Consider the following 26,484-nt stretch of genomic DNA (forward strand, 5'->3'; position numbering starts at 1 on the left):
TTTGTTTTATTTTTTTGAATTTCCGAGCCAAAGCAATGCATTCAATATTAACTGGCTTTGTGTTTTATTTTCAAAAGTATACGATAAGGTTTTGTTTGTACCGCCTTCATAATCAATATCATTGTGCCCCATATTTACGTACAGCATTTTATATTTTTTATTCGTCCATACAACTGGATAGTAACCGCTGTGCCAAATTTCATGTGCTTTTGGACCAGTTCCTAATGGAAAGCTGGATTCGTCAATTGCGACTAAAATTTCGATGCCTTGATTTTTCGTCAAATCATTAGACCATCGATACCATTCGTTTGGTGCTGATGTAAAAGTCTTTGGCAGATTTTTGGTGACAGGATGCTGATTTTCAACTCTAAGAACTGCCGAAGTTGGTTTCCAGGTGTTGCTTCCATATTCGCCAGATCCTAAAAAAGTATTATGATACCAATTCCAATCCTGATTATAACTGGAATCATTTAAAGCAAATGCTGAAAAATGAAATCCTATGAAACCGCCGCCATTTTCCATGTATTTTTGAAAAGCTTCCCGTTCTTCTTTCTTTTCCGGGCGTGTATCTAAAAATAAAACCACTTGATATTTTGCTAAAAACTTAGCATTAAGATTTTCCCAATTGCTCGTTGAATCATACTGAAAATGATTTTCTGCTGCCAATTTTGGAAAATATTTATTGGCCTCATGGACAAAGCTAATATGCGCCTGATCGTTTTTTGCGGTGTAAAAAGCAATTACTTTAAATTTTGGATTTTCTTTTTTGCTTTGAGAAAAACCAAAGAAAGAAATTGTTAGAACAAAAAATAAAATAATTCTTTTAAAAATGCCCATCGAATTTTGATTAAAAAAGGACATGAATATTAACTAGGAATTTTTTCGATCAAAATCTCATTTTCAGATTTGTCAAAATAAGTACAAGTCATTTCAATAATGTCTACACGCCATTTTGCAATACCACATTGTGCGCAATGTTTGCAGAATGTCATATAATCAGTTTCACCGTGCTGATGTTTTACTAAGAATTCGATAAAAAGTTCTTTGTTTGGAAAATCAGCCACTTTTATTTCAGGATATTTTTCCTCAGCTTCGGCTGTATAATTGTTTAAACCGTAATAGACAACGCTTCCGTCGTGTACGTAAGTGTCGTATCCTTTTACGCCTAAGATGATTAAATCTTGTATATAATTTGGAAAATCAGCTCCAGTTTTCACTTTTGCATGAGCTTCTTTTATTTGTTCAATTGTAAACATAATTTTAGTTTTTAAGTTAGTTTTTTTGCCACGAATTATTTTTTAGTTTGATGCACATTAAAATTAGTGCAAATTCGTGTAATTTGTGGCAGACAAAAAAGTTATTGTTTCAAAAATACGATTAATGGTTTTATAAATGAATCAAAAGATTCGATATGCGGTAAATGTCCTGTATTTGGGACTTCAACCAATTTTGAGTTCGGAATTGCTTGCTGCGTTTTTTTACCCAATTCAGCATAATTTCCCATTGTTTTTTGGACTTCTGCGGCAACCAAAGGTTTTCCTAAAGCAGTTTTATCTCTCGTTCCAATGATTAAAAGCGTCGGACTTTTGATGTTTTTAAATTCATACAAAACAGGCTGTGTAAAAATCATATCGTATAAAAGTGCAGAATTCCACGCCACGCGGTCATAATTTGGAGCTGTTGTCCATCCCGCGCCGAGTTCTGCCCATTTCTGGTAATCTGCATTCCACTTTCCATCATAATAATTAGCCATTTGATATTTTTTGATGGCTTCATAATTTTGTTTCAATTCAGACTCGTACCACCAATCTACAGGTTTGTAAGGAACGACTAATTTCCAATCTTCTAAACCAATTGGATTTTCCAAAACTAGTTTTTCTGTAGTTTCAGGATACATTAGCGCAAAACGTGTTGCCAGCATTCCGCCCATAGAATGACCTAAAATGGTTGTTTTTTCAATTCCCAAATGATCTAAAAGTTTCTTGGTATTTTGAGCTAACTGCTGAAAAGTATATTGAAAATTATCAGGTTTTGTCGATTTTCCAAAACCAATCTGGTCGGGTATAATCACTCTAAAACCTTCTTTTGTCAATGCCTTTATGGTAGTTTCCCAATAAGCTCCATTGAAATTTTTTCCGTGAAGCAGTACAATATTTTTATTGTTATAATTATTTGGTTTAATGTCCATATAAGCAATTTTAAGTGCTTGACGCTGATTACTTAATTCTAAAAATTGGACAGGAAACGGATATTCATAATTCGTTAAATTAATGTCTAACTGTTTGATTTTCTGTTCTTGTGCCAAACTAAAAAACGGCAGTAAAAGTATAAGGAGTTTTAAAGTTTTCATTTAAAAATGGTTTTTTATTAAGGATTATAAAATTACCGCTATGCATTTTTAAAACCAAAAAATCCACTCTTAAAGTTATGGGAAAAAACCGATTGAGTTAAAAATTAAGCCATTAAAGCAATAATTTGGTGAATGACTTCTAAGATTATTTCAGATTATTTTAGATCTAGATTTTTTAGATCAATGTTTTTTAAAGTTACAACACGCTGTGGATACGGAATGTCGATATTGTTTTCATCAAATCTTTTTTTAATGCTCTGCAGTAAATCGCAGTACATTACAAATCCGTCAGTAGAGTTTTTTGCCCAAGCCCACGCTTTTAGGTTTACACTAGAATCGGCCAATGCGACAACACGTGCTATAACAAGGGGAGTTTTTTGCTTTTTGGCTTCTGCTGTTCGGATATCAATAAAAAGAGGATGTTTGGCGATTTCATCTTTTATGATTTCCAATGCTTTTTCAACATCAGAATCATAACCAATTCCAATTTCGATTATTTTACAGCATTTTGTATCGTGCATATTAGTATTCACAATAATTTGATTGCTGATAACAGAATTCGGAATAATAATTCTATTGTTTTCGGCATCTTTTAGAACGACTTGTCTCAAATTGATATCTTCAACAGTACCTACAAAATTATTTATGGTGATTTTATCATTGATTTTAAACGGTTTAAAAATGACTAAAAATATGCCGCTGACAATATTACTCAAAGCTTGCTGAGAAGCCAAACCCGCAACCAGAGAAATAACTCCAGCACCTGCTAAAAAAGAATGTCCAATGATTTTAAATTCAGGAATTTGGATTAAGGCAAAGGCAAACCCAAGTATGTAAATTAGCGTTATAATTAAGTGTTTTAAGAATTTAAACCCAGTGGCATCATATTCTTTATTCGTTTCTTTCTTGTACAAAAGATAACGAAGCACTCGATCTGTAATCGCGCCAAGAATGATTGTGATAATGATTATTATAGTTATAAAAATACCGATTCGGAAGTCCTTAAAGTAATCGATCATAAATTTTAATTTTGAGAAAAAAAATCCAAAAAACAGATATTCAAATATCGTTTTTTGGATTATAAAGTTAAGATAAATACACTTTATTTTTAAAGTCCAACAAAATCATCGCTTTTTGGAAAAATACTCAGCGCTTGAACTGCAATTTCTGGAGTTGGAGAAGCTAATTTTCGTAGTTTGGTATCCATCCAGGCTCCGTCTACAGTAATTGTTGCGCAAAGGGTATCGTCTTCTCTTCTAAATTCGTGAATAATCGACCAGCGAGAAGCATCGGCTTTCATTTTTGAAGTTTTGGTATGAATGAATATTTTGTCAGAAAGTTTTAATTCTTTTCTAAAAACGCATTCTTCTCTAAATAAAACAGGACCAAAACCTTGTGTCTGCATTACTTTTAATGTTAACCCAAGTTCTTCAAGGATTTCAATACGATGCTGCGCGCCAAAATCGTAATAAGCACTGTGACGAACGTGAAAGTTTGGGTCAAGATCTGACCAGCGGAAAGATATTTCTTTTACAAATGAAGCCATTTTATAGTTGTAATTTTGATGAGAAATCGAAATTACGAATAAAAAATAAAAGAATATTATAAAATTACTATGCGTGCATATTTTTTTATTGTTTTCCAATTTCATTAGATATTAGAAAACAAATTTTTTATGCTCTTTCAACTAAACAGTTATAACAGCCTGGTCTTGCATTGTGGATATGTATGTAATCTATTTTTTCGTTTCCGAAAGTTTTAATAATATGCTCTTTTAGAGTCTTTCCTTCAATTACAGATGCTTCTTTCATTATACCGTTTTTGTCATAACCACGCAACGAAAGTAATCTATGATTAAACAGTTGTGGAATCTGGTTGATTTCGAATGTTGGTGTAGAGTTTTTATTTCGTATAAAGATCGGTCCGCTTGCTTGATAAGGAGAAGTTGTTTTATGATGGTTGTATGGCAATAAAATAACTTCTTCCCCAATTTGTGCATCTTCTAGACTTATTCTGCAGGGAAACCCCGGGAATTTATCGACTATCATTTTAATTGCCCCGATTTTTTCTAGTTCTAGATTTGTTAATTCGAAGTAGCCTGAAAACTCTACATGATTTAAAGGCTTGATTTTAAAATTTGTTTCCATAATTTTTTTAAGCAAAAATCATGTTTGTTCGAATGAAAAAAAATCCAAATCTTGCTGTGTTTTTTTTACTTGATATATTTACGAGGCCATTCGTCCCAACTCATCTTCTAACTTATCAAAATTCTCTTCATTTTTATCGACAACATACGGTTTGAGTTTTTGGCATTCTTCTTCGGTTTCAAAAAGCATTTTAAACAAAACTTTTGTCTGATTTTCGGCAACAGTTTCAAATGTCGTGAGAATTTGAAATAATGGTTTAGAATGACGTTTCCACGCTATTAGATTCGGTTTGTCTATTTTTATAAATTCGCATTCATTGGCATAATTTCCTGCTTCCGGACCGTGCATGATAAAGCTCCATTTGCCACCTTCGCAAAAATTAAATTCATTGAAAGTATTCGTAAAACCTTTTGGTCCCCACCAATTTTTCAAATGTTCGGGAGTACTCCAAGCTTTAAAAACCAGTTCCTGCGGGAAATTTAAAATTCGCGTCGTAACAATTTCGGAATCTGGTGTTGTCGAAAGAATATCTGAAGTCATTTCTGATGAGTTTTAAATTAAACAAAAACGGAGTAGGATAAAATTAGTATTAAATTTTTAATTAGTTGTTAATCTGTGTTCTATGTTAGATAGTTTCGAGATTATCCCATTCATATTCTATCTTGTTAACTTTTATGTAATAAGGAATTAATAATAAAATTTCGAGCCTTAGTGAAAAGTGACCATCTCCCATACTAAAAGGAATTATAAACATAGAAGCAATGCATATTGCGACACCACAAACGGCATCTAATTTTGCAATATTAATCGCATTTGGTTTTTCGAACCAAAGTGAATAGGCTGCAAATCCTTTTAAAAGCATAATCGCAATGATAAAAAGACCAGTTCCAGAGTATGCTGTGTTGCTTGAAAACCCGTAAAGAGATAAATTTACATTTGGCACAAAAAGATTTGTAATAAGCGAGCCAAATGCAGCGACAGCTAAAAGCATAAAGATCCAGCAGAAAGTTTTAATCCACCAAGGTAATAATTTACGTCTTATTACGGGAGGTTTGTCAAATTCGTCAAATTGGCTTTGTAATTCTGAATTCATGTTTTGTGGTTTATAGTTATTGGTTAGGGAAAATTATATTATGCGTAAAACGATTAAAATCAAGATGGAGCTTTTTCTGTTTTTTTAGGATTTAGTTTTTTAACAATCAATGGCAAAGTAAGTCCTTGACCAATAAGAGTTAAAAGCACAACTGCTACAGAAATAAAGATAATAGCATTGCGTTCTGGAAACGGAGTTCCGTCTTCAAGAAATTTTGGAAGTCCAATTGCTATGGCAAGTGAAACAATTCCGCGCATTCCAGACCAGCTTAAAATTATACTGTTATTAAAATCGAGAAGTGCATGTTCGCTGATTTTTCTTTTTCCTTTTCCGTTTTGAAATGCTTTTTGGAGATTGATTTTTTGAAGAAATATCCTTGCCATTCTAATTAACAAAGCTACAACTGTTATAATTGCAGCATATCCAATATAAGGCAAAACCATTCCTTCGTCAATATCTTTTAAAATGTAGCGAAAGTTAAGTCCGATTAAGATGAAGATTAATCCGTTTAGAAGAAAAATAATAATGTCCCAAAGACTTTTAGATTGGTTTTTTAGACTTTCGGGGAAAATTTTATTGCTGAAACGAGCAATTGCTAACCCTAAAATTACAACTGCAATTACACCAGAAACATGCAGATGTTCAGCAACTAAATACGCCACAAACGGCATTAAAAGCATGAAACTTATCGTTACGTTTACGTTTTTATGAACTCTGTTTAAAATAAAAGCCAGGATTTTTGCCATGACAAAACCAACTAAAAATCCACCTCCGAGTAAAAATATAAATTCAAGGGTAGCTTTCCAGATTATAAAAGAAGATCCTAAAACTGCAGCAACTGCAAAACGGTACGCTACAAGTGCAGAAGCATCATTTATAAGACTTTCTCCTTCTAAAATTGTTAATGTTTTGTGTGACAATTTTAATCCTTTAGTAATGCTGATCGCGGCAACGGCATCTGTGGCCGAAAGTATTGCTCCTAATACAAAAGCAAGCGGCCAGGTCATTCCTGGAATCATTAAATAAGCAACAACGGCAATTCCCGCAGCGGTCATAAAAACCAATGAAACAGCCAAAGCTCCGATAGTGTTGATGTTGGTTTTGAAATCTTTTGGCGATATGTTAAAAGAAGCATCATATAATAATGGAGGCAGAAATATCAGGAAAATAATCTCGGGATTGATTTCGATTTCGGTCATTGTCGGAATAAAACCAATTGCAATTCCCACTATAACCAATAAAATAGGCTGAGGTAATTTTATTGTGTCGGCAAAGGCAGATAATCCTATGACAATGGCAAGTATGAATATAATGATGCTGTAATTCTCCATTTATATTATTTAGAAAAAAGGCTAATGTAAGTAATTCAGTATTTAATTAAAAATTATTCTGATTTGATAGTACGAAAAGTAATTATAAAAATGATTGTCCTAGCCCCGATAGCAACGATATCCCTTTATGCCGGTTTCGAAGCTTTGGGAGGCATAAAAGATATAGCGGATAGCGGGAAATAGCTCCTTAATGCCTTAATAATGACATGAAAAAATATATCATGCCATGATTGTCAGGTTTGAAAAATGTCATGTTGTCAGATGATTTTTGTTGTGCCATTATTAAAACTGACAAATTACTTTGGTTTTTTATATTGGCATAAAGATTGACTTATGCCACCTGAGTTATGAAATTAAATCAAAAATTAAATATATAAAAAATGGGTAAAATAATCGGAATTGACTTAGGTACGACGAACTCTTGTGTTTCTGTAATGGAAGGTAACGAAGCAGTTGTTATCCCTAACGCAGAAGGAAAAAGAACTACACCATCTATCATCGCTTTTGTTGAAGGTGGCGAAATTAAAGTAGGTGATCCTGCAAAAAGACAAGCAGTAACGAATCCTACAAAAACGATTGCTTCTATTAAACGTTTTATGGGACACACTTTTGCTGAAACTCAAGATGAGGCAAAAAGAGTTCCTTACAGTGTTGTAAAAGGTGACAACAATACTCCACGTGTGGATATTGACGGTCGTTTATACACTGCTCAAGAATTGTCTGCAATGACACTTCAAAAAATGAAAAAAACTGCTGAAGACTATTTAGGTCAAACAGTTACTGAGGCAGTTATTACTGTTCCTGCTTACTTTAACGATGCGCAACGTCAAGCTACAAAAGAAGCTGGTGAAATCGCTGGTCTTAAAGTTATGCGTATCATCAACGAGCCAACTGCTGCTGCACTTGCTTACGGATTAGATAAAAAAGGAACTGATCAAAAAATTGCTGTTTACGATTTAGGTGGAGGTACTTTTGATATCTCTGTTCTTGAATTAGGAGACGGTGTATTCGAAGTATTATCTACAAATGGTGATACTCACTTAGGTGGTGATGATTTTGACCAAGTTATTATTGACTGGTTAGCTGACGAATTCAAATCTGAAGAAGGTATTGATTTACGTTTAGACCCAATGTCATTGCAACGTTTAAAAGAAGCTGCTGAGAAAGCTAAGATTGAATTATCATCTTCTGCTGAAACAGAAATCAACTTACCATACGTAACTGCTACTGCTTCTGGACCAAAACACTTAGTGAAAAAATTATCTAGAGCTAAATTTGAGCAATTATCTGATACTTTAGTAAAACGTTCTATGGAACCAGTTGCTAAAGCATTAAAAGATGCAGGTTTATCTACATCTGATATCGACGAAGTAATCCTTGTAGGAGGTTCTACTCGTATGCCAAGAATCGCTGACGAAGTTGAAAAATTCTTCGGTAAAAAAGCATCTAAAGGTGTTAACCCTGATGAGGTTGTTGCTATTGGAGCTGCTATTCAAGGTGGAGTTTTATCTGGAGATGTAAAAGATGTATTGTTACTTGACGTAACACCTCTTTCTTTAGGTATCGAAACTATGGGTGGTGTATTGACTAAATTAATCGAGTCTAACACAACTATCCCAACTAAAAAATCTCAAGTATTCTCTACTGCTGCTGATTCTCAACCATCTGTTGAAATCCACGTATTACAAGGAGAAAGAGCAATGGCTGCTGATAACAAAACTATCGGTCGTTTCCACTTAGATGGTATTCCACCAGCACCAAGAGGAGTTCCTCAAATTGAAGTAACTTTCGATATCGATGCTAATGGTATCATCAAAGTTTCTGCAACTGACAAAGGAACAGGAAAATCTCATGATATCCGTATCGAAGCTTCTTCTGGATTAACAGCTGAAGAAATCGAAAAAATGAAAAAAGACGCTGAAGCTAACGCTGATGCTGACAGAATTGCAAAAGAAAGAGCTGAGAAATTGAACGAAGCTGATAGTACTATTTTCCAAACTGAATCTCAATTGAAAGAGTTAGGAGATAAACTTACAGATGAGCACAAAACAGCTATCGAATATGCTTTAACTGAATTGAGAATGGCTCACCAATCTCAAGATCTTGATGCAATCCAAAAAGGATTAGACAATGTAAATGCAGCTTGGAAAACAGCTACAGAAGCAATGTACGCTCAAGGTGGTGAACAAGGTCAACAAGCTGCTCCACAACAAGAGCAGTCTTCGGGAGACAATGTTGAAGACGTTGAATTCGAAGAAGTTAAGTAAGTACTGATTAATATCAGTTAACAATAAGTGCTAAAGCGCTGTAAACGTAATGTTTACAGCGCTTTTTCTTTTTAGCCCTTTTTAGATTCTGCTGTTTTTTAATCGTTTTTTATCATATATTTGTACCATATTTGTACCTGTCCCTTAAGTGGAGACGAAGTGGGACTTATGTCCCTTATGGTACCTTAAGAGGAGACAAAGATAATGAAAATATCTGATAAATAATGTATTAACTGCGGGGAAGGATTTCTTCCTAAAACCGTCACTTCTGTCTACTGCTCCCATGTATGCAGTAAAAAAGCATACAAACTGAAGATGAAACGGCTTAAAATTGAAGAGGAGCTCAAAGCGCTTACGGATAAAATACCCGAGAACAGGGCATTTATCTCTGTTCCTGAAGCTGGCATGCTTTTTGGCATTAACAATAAGTCCCTTTACCGGCTTGTCGGGCAGGGAAAAATTCCTTCAATTAATCTGGGATCCCGCCTTATAAGAATAGACCGCAGAGTTATGGAAGAGATGTTCGGCCCTGCAAGCATCCTGCAGCAGGCTGAAAGCCCACCGAAGAAAAAATTATACAGCCTTGAAAAAGAAGACTGCTATTCTATCGGCGAAATAGCTAATAGGTTTCAAATATCTGAAGGTTCTGTCTACAGCCATATCAGGAAATATTCGATCCCGACCAGACAGATTGGAAAATATGTATATGCTCCAAAAAGCGAAATTGATAACTTGTATAACGGAAATGATTTTATATGAAACAATTAGCAAAAACCAAGGTGACTGTTCGTCTTCGAAAGGCAGTAGACCGAAAAGAATGGTATGTTTATATAGAAAGCTATCCTGTTGAGGTTTCCGGGAAGAAAACGCCCCAGAGAATCCGTGAATATTTAAACAGATCCGTAACAACAGTGGAGTGGGACAAGAAAAGAACTGCCCGCACAGATGCAGACGGAACTAAATCCTACAAACCCAGACGCACCGATAACGGGGTAATAATGTGCAGAAGCGAAAGCGACCGTGAAATAATGCTGTATGCGGACGGAGTGCGCAAAATCCGGCAGAAGGAATACGATAATACAGATCTGTACAGTGATGCTGATAACCTATTGGCGGAACAGAAAGAGAAAGGAAAAGAGGATTTTATTAGATATCTAGCTGCTGTGGCGGCTAAAAGACACGCACGAGGTTCAAAATCCATTCAGATCAATTGGGAGCGGACAAGAGAATTTTTAAAAAGCTATTCCAAAGGCAGCCTGATGTTTTCCGAGGTTGACATCACAATGTCGGAAGATTTTAAACTGTTTCTGCTGGGTGCCCCGCTCGGAGGAGGCAAAAAAGGAATACTTTCCCGCAACACTGCGGCAAGGTATTTCTCCATTTTTAAAGCGGCTTTAAAGCAGGCCTTTATCGATGGATATCTAACAGTTGATTTATCTTCAAAAATAAAAGGCATTCCGGATCAGGAGTCAAGACGTGAATATCTGACCATTAAAGAATTGAATGCATTGGCTGAAACACCCTGTGAAAAAGACGTCCTTAAAAGAGCCGCGCTTTTCTCTGCTCTAACCGGCCTGCGGCATTCCGACATTCAGAAGCTCCGATGGAAAGAGATAAGCCTGGAAGACGGTATGGCCAAACTGCATTTCACGCAGAAAAAGACAAGGGGTGTGGAATATATGCCTATTTCCCGGCAGGCTTTCCAGCTCTGCGGAGAACCAAGGCTTCCCGGGCAGCTTGTTTTTGAGGATCTGCCGGACCCGTCCTGGATTTCACGCCCTCTGAAAAAATGGGTTGAATCTGCCGGCATTAAAAAGAACATTACCTTCCACTGCTTCCGCCATACATTTGCAACACTGCAGCTCTCAAGCGGGACAGACATCTATACGGTCAGTAAAATGCTCGGGCATACCAACGTAAAAACTACTCAAATCTACGCCAAAGTAATAGATGAGAAGAAAAACAGAGCTTCGCAGGCAATACAATTGGAATCTTTAAAGAAAACAGGGAAATGAAAATAAAGTACTTTGAATATATAGCAGTTTACCTGTCTGTTTTTTTAGTCTGTGTTTTTGTAGGTGCAATTGGAAGACTGGTCCTTCTGGAAAAAGGTGCGGATGAATATACGGCCGGCGTTTTCTTTTGGATCTGCGCTGGATTTGGAGTTTTAATGTTTGCGATTCTAAGTTTATTTCTAAACGAATTAGCAGCCGGTGTGCTGAATCGTTTTTTGAAGACTAAAAAAAATGAATCGCCTGACAGCAGGATTCCAAATGAATACCTTGAAAAAAAAATAAAAGAGGAGCAGGAAGATGGTGTAATTAAGTCCGGAATGCCTGAAAATAAAAATTCAGCCATCGATATTCAGCAGTTAAGGAAGGAGAGGCAAAATGCAGCCAGAAATCAAAAACAAGCCAGAATTGATACTGCCATCCGTTATGCGCAGCAAGAGTTTGCGCTGTACGTTTCGGATGATGATTTGAAGCAATTGGGCAGGAATATAATCATATATGCTGAAGGCATAAATTTTGAAAAGATTAAACCAGTAAAAGTAAAAGATTTGTCTAATCTCGATCTGTATCATTTTGGCTGGAATATCTGGAATTGTTTTAAAGTAACCAGACAGGACAGGACCGCACAATTTTTAAAATTAACTTTTGCTGACGCTTTAAAAGATGTTGAAGAGAAAAGCATTAAAACGCATCTGAAAGATGATGAACAGAAGGGGCTTATAAAGATTATGGAAGATTTTACAGATTTTTAACTGCCAATAGATATAAAGCACTGTGTTTATCAAGTGTTTCTGCTGTGAAGAAGGACACAGCAGAAACACTTTTTTCATTTGCACCATAACTGTTAAAAACGATAGCTATGGACACAAACGAAATCTCTTTTGAGAACCTGCCCAAAGCAGTAGCTCATTTAGTGAAAGAAATTGCCGAGATCAAACTTCTGATTCAGAATGTGCAGATATATGAATCTAAAGAAAAAAGTATTCCTATAGGTATTGAAGAAGCAAGCCGGCTCATCGGAAAAGCAAAGCCTACAATTTACGGTCTTGTAAGGCAGAAAAAAATTCCGTGCTATAAATATGGTAAAAAGCTGTATTTTTTTGAAAAAGAACTTTTAGAATGGATTTCTAAAGGGAAAAAGAAAACAATACAGGAAATTGAATCAGAAGCATTGAAATTTATTCGTAATCGAAATAAATAGAAGACTAATAGATCACAAAATTAATTATGGCCCTCCATTACATTTACAAAAATGATTTAGTACAAATAAGCTATCTAAAGAAAAATACAACAACCTTTCAAAATTAATTGCTTCGACAAGCTTTTAACTGTTTCAAGGAGAGCAGGATTCGAACTATATCGCTCAAACCCGCATCTACGCTACCTTTTTATGATGTCTTAAACCTAAGTGAACCGATTCTGCACCCGAACTTTAATTGTCGCTTTTTTAATATTTAACTAATTGATATTTAGTGATGTTATTCTGTATAATATGATTGTAAAGATATCAATATTTTTTATTATTGATAAATTTAAATTTAGATGCTTCTCAGATGGAAACTCTTTTGAAAATTCCTTAACTTTTTGTTGTAAAAAGGTAACAACACCAGATCTAAAAGTCTTGCCTCCCAATAATGGTAATAATCTCTATTCGCTCATCTCCATTTATTCGGTAGTAAATAGTATCGACACCGCAAACACAATAACGATATCCTTTTTTGATGTGGTCGGCAGATGGAAATAAAAATGGATTTTGCTCTATTTTGTCAAAACAATCGTAAAACATATTGAAATAGTGATCGGCCTGATTCATTCCGAACTTACTGACACCGTAGTAATAAATTCTTTTTAAATCTTCTTTGGCTTCGCTACTTAAATAATAGCTATACATCTCCCAAATCCTTTTTAAACTCCGCTAACATTTCTTCCTTAGTTTGTTTTTTTACAAAGCCGCTTTTTTCTCCCTTATCTAATTTAGCTCTTACAAAGTCATAAAACTCTTCTTGTGCACGTGCTTTTTTTATTAAAAAGTTAATGGCTTCGCTTTTACTGCTAAACTCTTCTGTATCAACCTGATTTTTTAACCATTCTTCATTAGGAGCAGTTAATGATATACTTTGTCGTGTCATAATGATAAAAATTGATTTGGTGTAAATTTACACCAAAACTTTGAAAATAGAAAAAGATTTGGTAAAAAACTTAAATACAAAAACCGCCTTAGCTTTTACTTGCAAAAAAGATGTCAACTCCATATACGATAATTGCCTCAAATTAAAAAGAGGCTCCCCAAAGCCTCTTTTATATTAATAATTCCTAATTTTATTGTCATCAACATTTTGGATACACTATAAGATCTCCATTGGCTATCCATAATTTTACTTTTAGGGTATTAATAGTGAATTAGTAGAATAAAATGCGTAAGTTTTAGTTTATGACAACTATCACTTGTATTTAATGTTAATGCTTATAATATCCGAAGTCATATTAGTAGTTCTAGTATAATGCCCGTAACGGAGTTCTAATGTATTCCAGTGTTTAAGTCCAAAAATTCCGTTTAGAGGCGTAAATTTCATTCCCATTCCAAAGAAACTACTGTTAAACTTAGATAAATCATAATTGCTGGTGTAATATTCATCAGCTGCAGTATGTTCTCCGTATGGTTTAAAATATTTAGTTCCTGTTTGTGTATAATATCTATAAAAAGGACTGACTGAAAAAGCCTGGGTTAATTTCACAGGAATTTCAATATCGGCAGTATGCGCTTTTAAGCTCCAATCGTCAGTATAATATCTGTAATAAGCACGAATAATTATATTGTCTCCCAAGAAATAACTGGCTCTGATTCCCAATGGAATTTTGAATCTGGTATCCGGCATTTTTTCCTGATGCACCGAGCCATCTGCAAAATAAACTCTATGAAAAGGAAGGCTTAAGTATCCATTTTGGCTGATTACATCTCCTACAAGCATTACCTGCAGGTTCTTGTTTACAACCTGCGAGTAGCTTAAAGTTCCTGCAAAAGTATTACGGTTGGCGCTGCCATAGCCTTCCTGGCCTGGAGGGCGGAGCTCGACTGGTTCAATTAATTTTAACTGATCTATAAAGGTCTGAAATTTAGCTGTAAATTCTCCGTTTCTGTCTTTTGTTTTTTGTGAGAAGCTGATGTTTCCTCCAAAGGACTGGTAGTCAAACTCCGTTGATGATGAAACACCAATTCCCAATGTTCTTCCTTTTTCTTCATTCTCTCTCAAATAAGTCAAAGAAGGATAGAAGCGGTTGTCTGAAGAAGATGCAGATGAATTGGCACTCAAATCAATCATATCTGATGATGCTGAGGTATAGTGATCTATACCAGCTTCGATGTCAAAAGTGTGCTTAATTCCAGTTTCTCCGTATTTTACTAATTTTACATCAATAGTATTTGCTATATCTGTAAGGTGCTCAGAACCAATACCTCCAGTAACGGCAGAATTATCTCCATCCTGTTTATAATAACTGGAAACCAGATTTACTTCTTCCAGCTTTAATTTTTTGCTTTTATAACTAATAGAATCAGTAGGAACATTTTGTGCTTTTACCTGAAATAGTGCCAATAAAGCAAACCCTGTTATGAATATTCTTTTCATTTTTTTATCGTATCAAAATTAGTTACACCCGCAGCCGCCACCGCTTTTTCCTGAATTTGCTCCGGAAGCTCCTTCACGGTAGGATTGAAAACTGAGTTCTGTCTTTTCGATTTTTCGATTAGAAAGTACCATTTCAGAATCGTTGATTTTTCCCTTCTGGTATTCTTTTACCGAAGTACAAGAGGTGAACAGAATAGCTGTAAAAGCAATGCTGCAGAACAGTACCAGTTTTTTTTGCTTTGGCTTTTTCATTTCAGGTTAATGTTTTTTGATGTGTAAATTTTATTGCTGTCATCGATAATAATACAATATAAATCAGGGATCTGATCTATTAAAAATAAGCCTGCCTTAATTCCCATAACTGCTATTGGAGTTGCCATTGCATCTGCAAATTCTGCATTAGAAGCGATAATGGTAACACTTTTTATTCCGGTTATTGGCAGCCCTGTTTTTGGGTCAATGGTATGCGAATATTTTTTTTCATTAATGGTTACGAATTTTTCATAGTTGCCAGAGGTTGCTACTGCTTTATTGGATATTTCCATATACGAAAATGCACCATTTCGAGCGTCGGGGTTTGCTACGCCAATTGTCCATTTTTTTCCATCGGGCTGTAATCCCCATGCAGACAGATCTCCACTGGCATTTATAATGCCGCTTTGAACATTTTGTTTTAAAAGGATCTGTTTGGCCATTTCAGCGGCATAACCTTTTCCAATACCTCCAAAACCAATCCGCATTCCTTTTTCTTTTAGAAATACAGTTGAGTTTTCTTTGTCCAGCATGATATTTCTGTAATCAATAAGGTGCACCATTTTTTTTGCTGTCAGTGCATCAGGAAGTGTGGTCATTGTTTTGTCAAAATTCCAAAGACTTTTGTCGATACTTCCGTAAGAGATATCAAATGCACCTTGTGTGATTTTCGAAATTCCAATGGATCTTTCGATAAGATTAAAGACTTCCAGATCTACTTTTACAGGCTGAATTCCTGCATTATCATTAATCAGATTGGTCTGGCTATCTGTGCTATAAGTAGTCAACAGCTTTTCAATCCGCCTGATTTCTTCAATAGCAAGATTAATATTCTCATTTCCTTTTTTCTCATTTTCAGCTACAACTGTAATGGTAAAGTTGTTTCCCATGAGTTTTAGGGATTGTGAATATTTTTGCTTTTTAAATATGTTATTTTCGGCTTTCACAGATCGCTTTTATTTCGGCAGTCCATTGTTCAGGTGAGGTTTCAGGTTTTCCGTGCCAGGTTTTGATTACTTTGCCATCAGCATCTAGAAGAAGTGTTAGAGGAAAACTGCCTTCTTTATTATATATTTCAGCTAAGGCTTCATTACGCTTAACTTGTTCGGCTGTTCCGATGTTTTTCTTTTTTCTTGGAAAATCAGCATTAACCAGTACTAAATTTTCATTTGCCATATCTGTGAACACCTGACTTTCAAAATATTCTTTGCGCGTTACGATGCAGGGTCCGCACCAGTCTGAACCAGAGAAGTTCAAAAGAATTAATTCGTGCTTTTCTTTTGCAATTTTTTTTGCATTATTAAAGTCAGGTTCCCAATTTATAGGAAGCACTGTTAACATCAGGAATAATGTAATTAGCTTCATTTTGGCGTTTGTTTTTAGATATATACGAAATAACGAATTCGGAGGGATCTTATTTTTTTTTATAGCTTAAGATTTGATTAATTTTTTCAAGTTTTATACTTCTGTTTTTCTAGAATAAATTGTTTGAAATTCAGAACGATACTTTTGTTTTTCTTGTGTTGGTATTAGTGAAATGGATTCTTTAAATTCATTTTAAAAGTACGTACTGGCATTTAATTTCAAAATGTTTTTAATCACTTTTCAAATTGATCAGGATCATTTTTAATTCTGCTTTATTACTTCAAATTTGCTTACAGATCCAAGTCTTAAAATGGCTTGGAATTTAGTTTCAGTAAAATTTAAAAATTTTTGTCATGAAAAAAAATAATGATGTTTTACGCAAAGAAGTAGTAGAGGCTATCAAATGGGAGCCGTTGCTTCGCTCAAATGAAATTGATGTTACTGTTCAAGATGGTATTGTTACCCTTGGCGGAACAGTGGATAATTACACTCAAAAAAAAGAGGCGGAGCAGGCAGTTAAAAATATTGCAGGTGTAACAGGAGTAATAGATGATATTAAGGTTGATTTATTCTTTTCAGCTATTAAAAGCGATACCGAAATTAAAGCTGCAGTTAGTAAAGCACTGCATGAAAATTGGGCTGTGCCTGATCATAAAATAAAAGTTAATGTAGAGAATGGGTGGGTAACACTAGATGGCATTCTACATTGGCATTTTCAAAGAAAAGCAGCTGATAATGCTATTCGATATCTGGCAGGAGTTAGAGGCGTGATTGATAATATAAAAATCGAAGCTGAAATCAAAGACGAAATGACAAAAGAAGTAGTAGAGAAAGCCCTCCGCCTGAGCTGGATTCTTGATTTTGATAACATTAAAGTCAGGGTCGATGGCAAAACAATATATCTCAGCGGTATAGTTGATTCTCTCTTTCAAAAAGAGGAAGCAGAACGAATTGCCTGGAATACGCCTGGTGTATGGTATGTTGATAATGAGATTGTTGTAGAATTTAATTAATGTGCAAAAGACTAATACATTAGATATGAAAAGTAATGAAGTTTTACAAAGAGAAGTGCAGGAGGCAATTAAATCAGAACCGCTGCTGCATCCAGCAGAAATTGGTGTGATCGTAAAAGAAGCAATAGTAACTCTTACAGGCAATGTTGATTCACTTGTTAAGAAAAAAGAGGCACTGCATGCTGCTAAGAAAATTAAAGGCATCGCTGCAATTGTAGATGAAATAAAGGTTTGTATTGAAAAATCAGCTGTAATTTCAGATCAAAAGATTGCCGAGCAGATTGTTAGTAATTTTAATGAAAATCATATTATACCCAAAAAAGCTGTCTGCATTACTGTAGAAAGCGGCTGGGTTACTCTTGACGGAATTTTACCTTGGAATTTTCAAAGAGATATTGCTGCGGAACTTGTCGAAAATCAAAAAGGAATAGCAGGAGTAACAAATAATATTAAACTTAGGAGGGAAACATTTCATCCTGTAGAAAAAGAGCTGCTTGAGAAAGCGCTTCAAAGACACTGGGCTCTGGATGTGGATGAAATAAATATTGAGATTGCAGGAGCGACCGTGCAGCTATCTGGAACTGTGGGTTCTATTTTTCAAAAAGAAGAAGCTGAAAAAATTGCTTACAAAACGCCAGGAGTAATCAAAGTGATAAACCATTTGAAAGTGAATCTGGAACAGCCGTATCTCTGCTAAGAGATTTAAAAGATATAAACCATGAAAAATGCAAGACCTAATAGCGATTCGTCAGAAATTCAGTTTTTAGAAGGACCGCAGTCGAGGTTAACCGAGCTGAAATTTATTTTAGTTATTTGGTGGGAATTGATAAGATGCTTCAGAAAATTGTACACTGTTGGGCCTTGTATTACTTTTTTTGGATCTGCGCGTTTTAAAGAAGATCACCCTTATTATGAATTTACAAGAAAAGCCTCCGGCGAGTTTGCCAAACTTGGTTTTACCATAATGACTGGAGGCGGACCAGGCCTTATGGAAGCCGCAAACTTGGGAGCAAAACAAGTTGGAGGAAAATCAGTAGGGTGCAATATAAAACTTCCTATTGACCAGATACCAAATTTGTACCTTGACAAGTGGGTTGTGACAAAACATTTTTTTATCCGAAAGATACTTTTAGTGAAATATTCTTTTGCTTTTATAGTCATGCCTGGCGGTTTTGGTACGCTGGACGAATTTTTTGAAGCACTTACGCTGATACAGACCGGAAAAATTAAAAACTTCCCCATTATTATATTTAATGCAGCATATCATAAAAATCTAATTGATCATATTAAACATTTGAAACAGCAGGCAACTATAAACGAACTAGATTCTAAATTATTCTTGATAACAGACGATATTGAAGAAGCAAGACTTTTTATCATGGAGCATAGCATTAAACATTACGGCCTAAAACCAAAATTCCAAATTTAAATTTTGTATGTTTTAGCTCTGTTTAAGTTAAATTCTACACTGTTGGCAATAATTTGTAACTGCTACAGTTTTTCTTTTTGTTTATTAAGATTCGTGATTACATTATGTTCCAGCATATCACTTAATATTAATCTGCCATATTCGTGTGCAAGAGAAAGAGCACTAGAAGGATTAAAAGACTGGGTCTTGGCTGAATATACTAATTCTTGATTTGGCATAACAAACAAGCTGCTTTCCCAAAAGTAATAGGTATTATTTACATAATACCCGTGTTCATTTATTTTACTGTATATGGCATTATAATAAACATCAAAATTATTAGTATCGGCTTCTGCAGCGTCAAACATGCTTTTGGGTGCATGATAGGTTTCTTTTTGTTTATCAAGCAGTACAATTGTTAAAACAGCAATAATCCCATTTTGCTTTAATTCTTTTATTATCTGTTTTTGATCCTGCCCCTTATATGTTTCAAAATTATAAATATCGGATGAGGCGGCAGCATCGTAGCCAAGATTACATAAGTCATCAGCAAGATGATTTTCCATTTTCTGCTGTAGTCTTTTATCAGATTCTGGCATTAACCCAACTACTATAATGCGGCCATGCTGCAGACTAGTTGATGCTTCTGGCGAGTGCCAGCTGCTGGTAATATTTGAACTGGAACATTGAACAAAAAAGACCGAGAAAATTAAAAGGCTGCAAGCAAATGGTTTCATATCGTTTTAGAATTATAATTAGTTTTTCAATAAAATAAAATTACGATTTCCGGCTCGATGAAAATATGACCAAAATCACCATTTGAAAACATAAGTTTTTAACACGGTAAAATACTGATTCAATGAATATTATATAAATTTTAAACAGCAGAAATAATGAATGCAAAATTTAACATCCTGGGTGCTATGACTTTACTGTTATATTCCTGCCAGAATAAGAATTCGTTAAGTGATGAAAGTCTTAGCACAGACTCATTAATGAAAATAAAAAACATCGAGCAGCAGACTCTCCGAAAATGGTTTTCATTTAATAGGGAATCAGATAGTATAATTACCTCTGCTGAATTAATTATTAGCTATCAAGAGGAAGAAATGAAGATACAAGGGAAAAATAAGAGCAAAGAAAAGAGGCTGCATGAGGCGAAATATCACCTCGAAGAATTAAAAAGAAGAGTCAATTATATTAAAGAGTACGAAACTAACACTGAAAGTTTTAATTCCTCAATTTTACATAAGTTAGATTCGCTGAAATTAGATTATCTGCAGGAAAAACTTAAACTTGAAGCTTCTTTATGTGAATTTCAAGAATTTAAAGTACAGTAAATGGATTGTTTAATTACCTGTCTGCACTTGGGAATTAAGAAATGTAATTATTTAAATAATGGCAGGGCGATTAGGGTGTTTGTATCTTTCTGCCATTTATTATTTTCTAAAAACAAGCATTGGGGTTTTGGTATCAAAGCCCTTTTCGGAAGTTTTAATTGATTGAAAAAGCTGTTCAAACCAGCTTCGGTCTTCTTTGGCAAACATAGTTATTATAGACGGTTTGGTTTTCATAATATCAATCTGGAGGTGACGCAGCAAAGATATTTCTGGCTTTAATTTTTTAAAGTAAAAGGAAACTTTTTCTGATTTAAATTTATGATCGATTCTGCTTAATTTTTTATTGATCTCATCCTCATTTGCAAAATAATCATAGTGATAGACTGCAATAGATGCATTTAATTTAGCAGCGAATTTTTTGATCAAAGGCAGTTCTGTATTTATATCTTCAATATCAGATGGATAAAGGACAGAAGTTAAAGATTTCATTCTATAATATTTGGGCACAACTAAAACTGGAATAGGAGAGACATGCAGTATTTCATTAGTATGACTGCCTAATAATTTATGCACTAGACCTCCGCCTCGTGTACTCATACAGATATAATCCGCTTTAAGCTTCACAGCACAATCAATAATTGCCTCATTTACATTCAGTTTACTCTCTGCTGTGTAACTTACTTTGCCTGGCTTTTTACCAGTTTGTTTGTAAAGGGTATGTATAAATTTAGTCAAGTCTTTTTTCAGAACTTCAGTATCCGTTTCGGGAAGATCTGCAAAAGTAAGGGCCGAAAAAGGATCCAAGATAAAGGATGTATTTACGTAAAGAAATGCAAGTTCATATCCTGTCTGGGAAGCCAGCTGTATGGCAAAACGCACCGCTGGTTTGGAATTATAGGACAAGTCGGTGGTAACAAGTATTTTTTTCATATTTTCTAAGTATTAATGCTGTTAATTGGAATCAAACTTCATTTCATTTACATATAAATTTACTTTCTTCCATTGTCTGCTGTTAATTTTAGCTGTATCAACGTCAGTAGTCCAGTCGAATCCGGGAAATAATTTTAATCTGTTAATTACTCGTTTTTTGTATCCAAAAGAAAAACGGTCACCGCGCATTTGAAATTCGATCGTTTTATTGAAGTTGACTTTATTCTGGTAAAGTATAGTCTGCGTTTTCCAGTCACCTCCCCAAGTAAGAAAAGATTGTATAAAACACAGACAGCCAACAATCAATATTGTTACTAATCTTGATTTTGTTGTTTGTAATTTTCCAAAAAGCTGTCCTGCAATAAAAATAAATGAAATTGCAGCTACCAATAATAGTATAAAATGTATAATCGAATTATTTATATATAAAGCTGTATACCGATTTAAAAAAAGCAATAGAGATGTAAGTACAAATGCGATATTAATCATCAAAGTTTTCATTCTGTATGGTATTAAATCAATAATGCCATTAAATATTAATGGATATCATTTACTTCAGACTCCTCATCAAAAATATTAGAGGAATTGTTTAAATCTTCCTCGTAAGCTTTTTTGTCTTTTCGATTTAGTCTGAAAATATAAATCATCATAATTAGTACGACAGCACCACTAACAGTTAGTATGATCCAGCTTGGTTCCATAATATTTGATTTTTAAATTAATTTTTACTTTTAGTCAGATTCTTAAAATTATGCAGTTATGTAATTTTTTTTTTCAAGTTTTAAAAAAGAGAAAGAACAATCTCTCTCTTTTATTACAATACTGGAGTATATTTATGTTCTACAGCCAGCTGATTATCTACAGCCCAGATGCCGGGAGTTTTCCAGACTATTTTTTCTGCCAGATCTTTTTGATAAATAGAAGATACAGAACCAGTCAAGGTGACTTTTGTGCCGTCTACCTTAACCAGAATATTTTCAGAATGTAAGGTCCAGTTGCTGGAGAGCGCTCTTTTTATATTATGTTTCTCGATCTCGTTTTGTATTTCCGCTTTAATTTTAATGCGATTTGTCACACCTCTAACGCCTGAAATATGCGCAATAGATTTTTCGGCTGCTTCTTTTTGATAGTTCCAGGTAACATGTCCCTCAATGGTAACCCATCCTTTCTCGACCTTAACCTGAATGTTTTCCTGAGGAACATTCCAGCTGTCAAGTAAAGCTTTTAAGGCATCAACTGCAATATCCTCATCTGTTCTTGTACTGTTGGAATATTTTATTTCAATTTCCTCGACAACAGCTTTTACACCATCGACATTTTTGGCGGCATTTTCAGCTTCGATTTTTTTATAATAAGCATCGACTGTTCCCATCAGCGTCACAATTCCATCTTTAGCGGTTACGCCAATTTCTGCCGCATGCAGCTGTGGCTCCCATTTTATGGCGTTTTGAACGTCTCTTTGTAATTCTTCATTTGTTTTCATCGTATAGTTATTTAGATAGTTATAATTTTCCGTTTAATAAAATTCTAGTGTTTCATTTTCTAAAAGGATTTGATTTTCTTTTTCACTAGGAGAATTTTCTTTTGGAATATGTATCTGCAGTAATACACGCATTTTGTCTATCTCTGCAGCAGTTTCATTTGCGCAGAGCATAAACTTTCTGGCTTTGATCTGCGTATGATATTTTAGCGTATTATTTTTTGAAACCGCTATAATAAATAGTGGTATTATGGAGAGAGCAAGTATGATTATGCAGACAGCTATAATTGGAACTCTGAGATAAGGCAGTCTGACAATCAGATTAAAAAATAATAAGGTGCCAAATATTAATCCCGACAGGCCAATGGCAAATAATCTGGTAATACTCCACCTTTCCATTTTGTCATAAATATTTTGATAGCCTAAAACATTTTGTTCTGTGTAACATTCCATCCCTATAATAGAGAGCTTTGTAATATCATAACCATTTTTTTTGAGTGTTTTTATGGCCTTTTCAGTCTGTTGCTGTGTTTGATAATGCGCAATAAAAAGTTTTTGATTTTTCATGGTTTTTTGTTTTTTAGTAAGTAATGCGAACTAGTATTCGAAGAACTGTTTTACAATTTTGTTAGAAATGCTCTTTGAGTAGTTTATTTTGTTTAGTAAAAGTGCATAAAAACATTAAAAAGTAAAATGATCTTAGTCATTCGCAAAACTATTTGCTGTTTAAATTATTTAATATCTGGTAGTGGAAAATGTGACTAGAATCATTTTTTATAGTATGCTAATAGTTTAATTTAGTAGAACACATGCCTCTAAAGAGCTATATATAACAGGAAAAAAGTAAAATGGAAGCTTCACAGGAATTTCAGGTAGATTTGCATTGGCAGGAAAATCAAAAGGCAATCTTAAGAGCTGTTATATTTAATGATGCTATAGAAGTGGCTTCGCATTCTTGTTTAAAAAAATCAGATGAAGCCGCTTGGTCGGCAGAACATTTATTTATTGCTTCTGTAGAAAGTTCTTATATGACAGGATTTTTTAGTGCTGCAAAACATAAAGGCCTTACATTTAAAAGTTATGCAATTACAGCCCGAGCATCTATACTCATCTCTGATGAATTTTCAGAGATAACAGATATTGTGATTAGACCAGTAGTTGTGATCACGGAAAGAGATAAGATTAATAGAGCTTTGAAAATATTGTCAATCTGCAGGGATCACAGTGTAGTTTTAAAGGCTCTAAAAGTGAGGCTGCATATATTTCCTTCAGTTATAATATCTTAATGCATTTTAATCATAATTTTTCGCATCTTTATATATAATACTGCATTCCAGCCTAATTTTATTTCAAGATACTATGAATACTAACGAAAGGGAATTAAAAGGATTAAGTTTTAACGAGGCAACTGATTTAAGGAAAAAATTTGGAACCAATACTTATAATCATAAAAAAGAGAACAGGTTTTTAGATTTTTTTAAAAGTATATTCGGAGAACCAATGGTTCTTTTATTGTTAATTGCTTCAGGTATTTATTTTATCAATAGGCAATATAGTGATGCTGTATTTCTTTCAGCTTCAATTTTATTAATTGTTGCCATTTCACTGTATCAGGAAAAAAGAAGCCAGAATGCTCTGGCAAAGCTTCAGGAATTTACACAGCCTTTATGTAAAGTGATTAGAGAAGGGCAGCGGCAAAATATCAAAACACAGGATATTGTGGTGGGAGATTTTGTAATTGTTGAAGAAGGCGGTTTGGTGCCGGCTGACGGAATTATTTTGAGATCTAATGATTTTTCTGTAAATGAATCAATACTGACAGGTGAATCTATGGCTGTTTTTAAGGATTCGGAAAAGGAAGATAATAAGGTTTTTTCAGGAACCAATGTGGCCAGTGGTCTTGCAATAGTAAAAATAACAGAAATAGGAAACCAGACAAGACTGGGTAAAATAGGGAGCAGTTTGGAAGCTATTGCCGAAGAAAAAACACCATTGGAGCTTCAGATTGGAAATTTTGTAAAAAAAATGGTTTTTGCAGGGGCACTAGTTTTTATTTTGGTATGGAGTATTAATTATTCCAAAATAGGCAATGTTTTAGAAAGTCTTTTGATGGCACTAACTCTGGCTATGAGTATCTTGCCAGAAGAAATTCCGGTTGCTTTTACGACATTCATGGCATTAGGAGCCCGCAGACTTATGAAAATGGGTATTGTTGTCAAACAAATGAAAACGGTCGAAACCTTAGGCAGTGCCACAGTAATATGTACCGATAAGACTGGTACCATTACGCAGAATAAAATGGAACTAGCCAAACTTTATCTGCCTTCAGGTTCAGAAGTTAATGCTGATACTTTTACGCAATTAAAAGAAACAGAAGAACTGGTTACCACTGCCATGTGGGCAAGCGAACCCATCGCTTTTGATCCTATGGAAACAGCGCTTCACAACAGTTATAAAAAATTTACCGACAAGGATAGGAGAGCTAGTTTTAAAATGATTCATGAATATCCTTTATCAGGCAAACCGCCTATGATGACCCATATTTTTGAAGATGAATCTGCCAATCGAATTATTGCGGCAAAAGGAGCGCCAGAAGCCATATTAGAAGTGTGCCATCTTACAGCTGAAGAAAAAGAAAGGGTAACGGCTGGGATGAATAAACTGACCGAGAAAGGTTATAGAGTGCTTGGGGTTGCGGCGGGAAATATGGCGGGAAATATGGCGGGAAATAATTATCCGGAAACACAGCAGGAAATTCCATTTGCATTTAAAGGTTTAGCTGCTTTTTATGATCCTCCAAAAGAGAATATTAATGAGGTCCTGCAATCATTTTATAAAGCTGGCATAGCAGTAAAAATTATTACAGGAGACAATGCAAAAACCACTAATGCAATTGCACAGCAAATCGGTTTTAAAGGAGGGGATAAGTCTATTACGGGGGATGAACTTATGAGGTTGAGTGATGCTGAACTTCAAAGTAAGGTAATGGATATTAACATTTTTAGCAGAATGTTTCCCGATGCCAAACTGCGAATCGTAAATGCTCTGAAAGCAAACGGACAGATTGTTGCTATGACAGGAGACGGCGTAAATGACGGCCCTTCACTCAAGGCGGCTCATATAGGCATTGCAATGGGAAAAAAGGGAACTTCAATAGCAAAAGATGCCGCTTCGCTAATTCTGGCAGAAGATGACCTTTCTAAAATGGTTGATGCTGTTGCTATGGGAAGAAAAATCTATACAAATCTAAAAAAGGCAATTCAGTATATTATTTCCATACATATTCCTATAATCCTGATTGTATTTCTGCCGCTTGCGCTGGGATGGATTTATGCCAATATATTCAGTCCGCTTCATGTAATTCTGCTGGAACTTATCATGGGGCCAACCTGCTCTATAATTTATGAAAATGAACCTGCAGAAGCAGATACCATGCAGAGAGGGCCAAGGTCGTTAACCGCAACATTTTTTAATGCAAAAGAACTTGTTGTGAGTATTCTTCAGGGTATTGCTATAACTTTAGGTCTGCTGTTTATCTATCAATGGTGCATTCATAATCAGGGAGATGAAGACAGAACCCGAAGCATGGTTTTTCTCACTTTAATTACCGCTAACATCGTTCTCACTTTGGTCAATCGATCTTTTTATTATTCAATCTGGGTTACCCTGCTGTATAAAAACAAACTGGTTGCTGTGATAATAAGTATTACAGTACTTTTAGCGATAGTATTATTTGCCGTGCCTTTTCTGCGTTCTCTGTTTAGTTTTGAATTGATTACTTTCTACCAGCTGGTTCTATGTTTTTTAGTGGGTTCAGTATCTGTTTTATGGTTTGAAGGAATAAAATATCTTAGGAGAAATAAATGATTT

At 34.8% G+C, this 26,484-nt stretch carries 32 protein-coding genes; 11 read left to right on the forward strand and 21 right to left on the reverse strand.

Going from position 1 to position 26,484, the window contains the following annotated elements; all coding sequences use genetic code 11:
* Window positions 1-6: 6 nt before the first annotated feature.
* The 9 genes from QMG60_RS12430 to QMG60_RS12470 all read right to left on the reverse strand — a co-directional run bounded on the left by QMG60_RS12430 (window position 7) and on the right by QMG60_RS12470 (window position 6,921).
* Complete coding sequence (locus QMG60_RS12430) at window positions 7-837, reverse strand: ThuA domain-containing protein (RefSeq protein WP_281865086.1); 831 nt, start codon at window positions 835-837, stop codon at window positions 7-9.
* Between the two features lie 29 nt (window positions 838-866).
* Entirely contained in the window at window positions 867-1,256 is a 390-nt protein-coding gene (locus QMG60_RS12435) for a DUF1398 family protein (RefSeq protein WP_057118542.1), read from the reverse strand.
* A gap of 101 nt (window positions 1,257-1,357) precedes the next feature.
* Window positions 1,358-2,350, reverse strand: a complete 993-nt coding sequence (locus tag QMG60_RS12440; protein ID WP_281865087.1) for an alpha/beta hydrolase — start codon at window positions 2,348-2,350, stop codon at window positions 1,358-1,360.
* A 155-nt stretch (window positions 2,351-2,505) separates the two neighbouring features.
* A complete protein-coding gene (locus QMG60_RS12445; protein ID WP_281865088.1) occupies window positions 2,506-3,369 on the reverse strand; it encodes a mechanosensitive ion channel family protein in 864 nt (287 codons plus the stop codon).
* An 89-nt stretch (window positions 3,370-3,458) separates the two neighbouring features.
* On the reverse strand, window positions 3,459-3,896 hold the full coding sequence (locus tag QMG60_RS12450) for an acyl-CoA thioesterase (protein WP_134141103.1): 438 nt from the start codon (window positions 3,894-3,896) through the stop codon (window positions 3,459-3,461).
* 127 nt (window positions 3,897-4,023) lie between these two features.
* Window positions 4,024-4,497 carry a DUF1203 domain-containing protein gene (locus QMG60_RS12455; RefSeq protein ID WP_281865089.1) on the reverse strand — a complete coding sequence of 158 codons (474 nt, stop codon included), beginning with the start codon at window positions 4,495-4,497 and terminating at the stop codon, window positions 4,024-4,026.
* A 78-nt stretch (window positions 4,498-4,575) separates the two neighbouring features.
* On the reverse strand, window positions 4,576-5,037 hold the full coding sequence (locus tag QMG60_RS12460) for an SRPBCC family protein (RefSeq protein WP_281865090.1): 462 nt from the start codon (window positions 5,035-5,037) through the stop codon (window positions 4,576-4,578).
* Window positions 5,038-5,122: 85 nt separating this feature from the next.
* A complete protein-coding gene (locus tag QMG60_RS12465; protein ID WP_281865091.1) occupies window positions 5,123-5,590 on the reverse strand; it encodes a hypothetical protein in 468 nt (155 codons plus the stop codon).
* A 59-nt stretch (window positions 5,591-5,649) separates the two neighbouring features.
* Window positions 5,650-6,921 (reverse strand): Na+/H+ antiporter, encoded by a 1,272-nt coding sequence (locus QMG60_RS12470; RefSeq protein WP_057118535.1) that lies wholly within the window; start codon window positions 6,919-6,921, stop codon window positions 5,650-5,652.
* Between the two features lie 380 nt (window positions 6,922-7,301).
* Here QMG60_RS12470 and dnaK point away from each other — a divergent pair, with 380 nt between their 5' ends.
* From dnaK to QMG60_RS12495, 5 genes are all read left to right on the forward strand, one after another.
* On the forward strand, window positions 7,302-9,188 hold the full coding sequence (gene dnaK / locus QMG60_RS12475) for a molecular chaperone DnaK (RefSeq protein WP_057118534.1): 1,887 nt from the start codon (window positions 7,302-7,304) through the stop codon (window positions 9,186-9,188).
* 315 nt (window positions 9,189-9,503) lie between these two features.
* Entirely contained in the window at window positions 9,504-9,947 is a 444-nt protein-coding gene (locus tag QMG60_RS12480) for a helix-turn-helix domain-containing protein (RefSeq protein WP_281865092.1), read from the forward strand.
* Window positions 9,944-11,203, forward strand: coding sequence for a site-specific integrase (locus QMG60_RS12485; protein ID WP_281865093.1), 1,260 nt, complete (start codon window positions 9,944-9,946; stop codon window positions 11,201-11,203). Before QMG60_RS12480 ends, QMG60_RS12485 begins: the two co-directional genes overlap by 4 nt.
* Window positions 11,200-11,952, forward strand: coding sequence for a hypothetical protein (locus QMG60_RS12490; RefSeq protein ID WP_281865094.1), 753 nt, complete (start codon window positions 11,200-11,202; stop codon window positions 11,950-11,952). The genes QMG60_RS12485 and QMG60_RS12490 overlap by 4 nt, the downstream gene beginning before the upstream one ends.
* 107 nt (window positions 11,953-12,059) lie before the next feature.
* Window positions 12,060-12,401 carry a helix-turn-helix domain-containing protein gene (locus QMG60_RS12495; RefSeq protein WP_281865095.1) on the forward strand — a complete coding sequence of 114 codons (342 nt, stop codon included), beginning with the start codon at window positions 12,060-12,062 and terminating at the stop codon, window positions 12,399-12,401.
* Between the two features lie 411 nt (window positions 12,402-12,812).
* On the opposite strand, the gene QMG60_RS12500 is transcribed toward QMG60_RS12495, so the two are convergent.
* From QMG60_RS12500 to QMG60_RS12525, 6 genes are all read right to left on the reverse strand, one after another.
* Window positions 12,813-13,091 carry a type II toxin-antitoxin system RelE/ParE family toxin gene (locus QMG60_RS12500; protein WP_281865096.1) on the reverse strand — a complete coding sequence of 93 codons (279 nt, stop codon included), beginning with the start codon at window positions 13,089-13,091 and terminating at the stop codon, window positions 12,813-12,815.
* Complete coding sequence (locus QMG60_RS12505) at window positions 13,084-13,329, reverse strand: CopG family transcriptional regulator (protein ID WP_281865098.1); 246 nt, start codon at window positions 13,327-13,329, stop codon at window positions 13,084-13,086. The genes QMG60_RS12500 and QMG60_RS12505 overlap by 8 nt, the downstream gene beginning before the upstream one ends.
* A gap of 312 nt (window positions 13,330-13,641) precedes the next feature.
* Window positions 13,642-14,826: a DUF3570 domain-containing protein gene (locus QMG60_RS12510; RefSeq protein WP_281865099.1), complete on the reverse strand. Its 1,185-nt coding sequence runs from the start codon at window positions 14,824-14,826 to the stop codon at window positions 13,642-13,644.
* An 18-nt stretch (window positions 14,827-14,844) separates the two neighbouring features.
* Window positions 14,845-15,078: a DUF4266 domain-containing protein gene (locus QMG60_RS12515; protein ID WP_057116344.1), complete on the reverse strand. Its 234-nt coding sequence runs from the start codon at window positions 15,076-15,078 to the stop codon at window positions 14,845-14,847.
* Window positions 15,075-15,968, reverse strand: coding sequence for an FAD:protein FMN transferase (locus QMG60_RS12520; RefSeq protein WP_281865100.1), 894 nt, complete (start codon window positions 15,966-15,968; stop codon window positions 15,075-15,077). Before QMG60_RS12520 ends, QMG60_RS12515 begins: the two co-directional genes overlap by 4 nt.
* A gap of 40 nt (window positions 15,969-16,008) precedes the next feature.
* Window positions 16,009-16,443, reverse strand: coding sequence for a thioredoxin family protein (locus QMG60_RS12525; RefSeq protein WP_281865101.1), 435 nt, complete (start codon window positions 16,441-16,443; stop codon window positions 16,009-16,011).
* Window positions 16,444-16,796: 353 nt separating this feature from the next.
* On the opposite strand from QMG60_RS12525, the gene QMG60_RS12530 reads away from it, so the two are divergent.
* The 3 genes from QMG60_RS12530 to QMG60_RS12540 are packed head-to-tail and all read left to right on the forward strand — an operon-like array spanning window position 16,797 to window position 18,885.
* Window positions 16,797-17,456, forward strand: coding sequence for a BON domain-containing protein (locus tag QMG60_RS12530; RefSeq protein WP_281865102.1), 660 nt, complete (start codon window positions 16,797-16,799; stop codon window positions 17,454-17,456).
* Between the two features lie 25 nt (window positions 17,457-17,481).
* A complete protein-coding gene (locus QMG60_RS12535) occupies window positions 17,482-18,153 on the forward strand; it encodes a BON domain-containing protein (RefSeq protein WP_281865103.1) in 672 nt (223 codons plus the stop codon).
* A 21-nt stretch (window positions 18,154-18,174) separates the two neighbouring features.
* Window positions 18,175-18,885, forward strand: a complete 711-nt coding sequence (locus QMG60_RS12540; RefSeq protein ID WP_281865104.1) for a TIGR00730 family Rossman fold protein — start codon at window positions 18,175-18,177, stop codon at window positions 18,883-18,885.
* 62 nt (window positions 18,886-18,947) lie between these two features.
* Here the strand turns inward: QMG60_RS12540 and QMG60_RS12545 are convergent, their stop codons facing one another.
* Complete coding sequence (locus tag QMG60_RS12545; protein WP_281865105.1) at window positions 18,948-19,601, reverse strand: hypothetical protein; 654 nt, start codon at window positions 19,599-19,601, stop codon at window positions 18,948-18,950.
* A gap of 156 nt (window positions 19,602-19,757) precedes the next feature.
* Between QMG60_RS12545 and QMG60_RS12550 the strand changes: the two genes are divergently transcribed.
* Window positions 19,758-20,204, forward strand: a complete 447-nt coding sequence (locus tag QMG60_RS12550; protein ID WP_281865106.1) for a hypothetical protein — start codon at window positions 19,758-19,760, stop codon at window positions 20,202-20,204.
* A 99-nt stretch (window positions 20,205-20,303) separates the two neighbouring features.
* Here QMG60_RS12550 and QMG60_RS12555 read toward each other — a convergent pair whose 3' ends face one another.
* From QMG60_RS12555 to QMG60_RS12575, 5 genes are all read right to left on the reverse strand, one after another.
* Complete coding sequence (locus tag QMG60_RS12555; protein WP_281865107.1) at window positions 20,304-21,134, reverse strand: universal stress protein; 831 nt, start codon at window positions 21,132-21,134, stop codon at window positions 20,304-20,306.
* Between the two features lie 21 nt (window positions 21,135-21,155).
* Window positions 21,156-21,635 (reverse strand): hypothetical protein, encoded by a 480-nt coding sequence (locus QMG60_RS12560; protein WP_281865108.1) that lies wholly within the window; start codon window positions 21,633-21,635, stop codon window positions 21,156-21,158.
* Window positions 21,636-21,670: 35 nt separating this feature from the next.
* Window positions 21,671-21,835 (reverse strand): hypothetical protein, encoded by a 165-nt coding sequence (locus QMG60_RS12565; protein WP_281865109.1) that lies wholly within the window; start codon window positions 21,833-21,835, stop codon window positions 21,671-21,673.
* A 113-nt stretch (window positions 21,836-21,948) separates the two neighbouring features.
* Entirely contained in the window at window positions 21,949-22,617 is a 669-nt protein-coding gene (locus QMG60_RS12570; protein WP_281865110.1) for a BON domain-containing protein, read from the reverse strand.
* A 33-nt stretch (window positions 22,618-22,650) separates the two neighbouring features.
* Entirely contained in the window at window positions 22,651-23,181 is a 531-nt protein-coding gene (locus tag QMG60_RS12575; RefSeq protein WP_281865111.1) for a hypothetical protein, read from the reverse strand.
* 281 nt (window positions 23,182-23,462) lie between these two features.
* Here QMG60_RS12575 and QMG60_RS12580 point away from each other — a divergent pair, with 281 nt between their 5' ends.
* Together QMG60_RS12580 and QMG60_RS12585 are read left to right on the forward strand one after the other, a co-directional pair.
* On the forward strand, window positions 23,463-23,900 hold the full coding sequence (locus tag QMG60_RS12580; protein ID WP_281865112.1) for an OsmC family protein: 438 nt from the start codon (window positions 23,463-23,465) through the stop codon (window positions 23,898-23,900).
* A gap of 73 nt (window positions 23,901-23,973) precedes the next feature.
* Window positions 23,974-26,481 (forward strand): cation-translocating P-type ATPase, encoded by a 2,508-nt coding sequence (locus QMG60_RS12585; protein WP_281865113.1) that lies wholly within the window; start codon window positions 23,974-23,976, stop codon window positions 26,479-26,481.
* Window positions 26,482-26,484: the final 3 nt, after the last annotated feature.

Source organism: Flavobacterium sp. GSB-24 (genome assembly GCF_027924665.1).
Taxonomy (GTDB): Bacteria; Bacteroidota; Bacteroidia; order Flavobacteriales; family Flavobacteriaceae; genus Flavobacterium.